The 2,012-nt window shown below is 62.8% G+C and carries 2 protein-coding genes; both read right to left on the bottom strand.

Annotation, left to right across the window (positions count from 1 at the left end; all coding sequences use genetic code 11):
- On the bottom strand, positions 1 to 1,316 hold a 1,316-nt coding region (gene tssI / locus JG725_RS20525), incomplete at its 3' end, for a type VI secretion system tip protein TssI/VgrG (protein ID WP_199379689.1).
- 160 nt (positions 1,317 to 1,476) lie between these two features.
- Positions 1,477 to 1,995: an Hcp family type VI secretion system effector gene (locus JG725_RS20520; protein ID WP_172291341.1), complete on the bottom strand. Its 519-nt coding sequence runs from the start codon at positions 1,993 to 1,995 to the stop codon at positions 1,477 to 1,479.
- Positions 1,996 to 2,012: the final 17 nt, after the last annotated feature.

Genomic DNA, 2,012 nt, shown 5'->3' with positions numbered 1-2,012 from the left:
CCCTCCAGAAAACTCACGATTACCTCATGTCCGATGCGCGGTATCGCCACCATCCCGTACTGGCCTCCCGCCCAGCCCTGACTTACCCGTATCCAGCACGAGCTCTGGTCATTGTTGGCGCCGTACCTGTCCCACGGAAACTGCACTTTCACCCGACCATACTGGTCGCAGTAAATTTCTTCCCCCGCCGGACCTGTCACCGTCGCTATCTGCGGGCCGTCCACTCTCGGCTTGTACGGCATCTCGCTCCGCCAGGTGGTTTTGCCTTTCACCACGCTGAAACCGTTGCTCAGCGTCGTCGGCTCGCCCCCGCTCTCCTCTTCCAGCGCCTGCGGCTGTTGCCCGCTGTGCGTCACCCCCACTATCTGCCAGGCGATATTCAGCGCCGGGTTCGGGTGCTCCGTCATCTGAAACGTGCTGCCCGGCATCAGCCCCGCGCAGTTCGATTCCCCTTCACCCGTTACCGTCCCCGCACGCAGCGCCTCCAGCCGGTAGCCGGTAAACGCCTTGCCGCTCGGGTCCTGTTTAAAGCGACCGGGATAGTCGTAGTGCTGATAGCTCTCGCGCTGGTGCGCCAGCTCGCCGCCCCGCTTTTTATGCGACAGCCCGTAGGCCGGCGTCTTGAAGCTGTAGTCCTTCAGCTCCACCTCGGCGGTGCCGACCTGCTCCGCATAGTGGAAGCGCCGCACGTATTCGCCTTCCGACAACCCCTGATTCGCCAGGTTGAAGAACAGCTCAGGCCCTGTCGCCAGCGCCCCGGCGTCGTCGGCAAACACTACCCGGTGCTTGCCTTCCTCAAACTCGTGGAAGTAGTACAGCCCCTCTTCCGCCGCCAGCCGGGTGATAAACGCCAAATCGCTTTCCCGGTACTGCACGCAGTATTCCCGCTGCGCATGGTCGTGACGCAGCGCAAACGCATAATCGGTTATCCCGGCTTCCTCCAGCAGCGCGCCGATAATCGCCTCCGGCTTCTGCGCCTGAAAGATGCGCGCGTTGGTGCGCAGCCCCAGCCGCCACAGCGCCGGACGCACCTCGGCCTGATAGCGGGTGCGCCGAAAACCGGTGTCGCCCTGCCTGAACCCGCTGACGATACCGCTCACCCGGCGTTGCAGCGCGCCCTCGTACCACACCAGCAGCTCGCACGGCTGGTCCAGCACATCGCCGAAATCCACATCCGACAGTGCGCTCGCCAGATTCAGCGACAGGCTGAACGGCCGGTTCAGCCCCTCGTCCAGTTGAAAATCCACCACCGCGAACGTGCCGACCGGCAGCGCGCCGAGCGTCACGGTGAACTGTAATCCTGTACTGTTTGCCATCGTGTTTTTTCTCCTTCCGCCATGGCTACCGCACGCCCCGTTACCGCCCGGTGCGACATCTTCTTGCCTGATAAAAAATAAACCGCCTGTGCTGGGGTCTGGGGCCGCCCACACCGCAGCACACGCTAAAAACCCGGGCCAGGCCCGGGTTGCATAAGGATTACGCTTCGACCGGCGCGCGCCAGTCGTCGGAGCCGGAAGTCCCGGCCACGGTGTGCTCCCAGTCGATTTTGCGGTAGGCCAGCGACACCTGAATCAGCTGGGTGTAGTCCAGCTTCGACGGGTCCTGGCAGTGCGGCATCTGGCAGTCGATGTCCACGATGGTGGCGTCGGTCAGGATGGTGGAGAAGAAGTGCTCCTGCTTGCCTTCAACCGAGGTGCGATACCACTTCAGGGTCACGGTGGGCAGCATTTCGCCGGAGGCCAGGGCGTTGTACATCAGCGGCACCGCCTTGTTCAGCGCCACGGTGAACTTGAACGGCTTGTGCACGCGCTGGCCGGACGGCTGCCCGGACTGCGGGTCGGTGGGCACGGTGACCACGTGGTTGAATTCCTGCACCAGCATTTCGTCTTCGTGGCCCTGCACGTAGATGTTGCCGACAGAGTCAGAGGTGAAGGCGCCGGCGGTGATATTGCCCTGAGTTTTCCCTTCGATGCTGATATAACATGGGGTTGGCATGGTCTTGCTCCTTGTTG

The organism is Brenneria sp. L3-3C-1 (assembly GCF_016456245.1).
GTDB lineage: Bacteria > Pseudomonadota > Gammaproteobacteria > Enterobacterales > Enterobacteriaceae > Brenneria.
The sequence above is the reverse complement of the archived record's forward strand: the minus strand, read 5'-3'. Positions and strand labels throughout refer to the sequence as shown.

Coding starts and splice junctions, on each gene's coding strand:
- JG725_RS20520 (WP_172291341.1), bottom strand. CDS start 1,995: ATGCCAACCCCATGTTATATCAGCATCGAAGGGAAAACTCAGGGCAAT.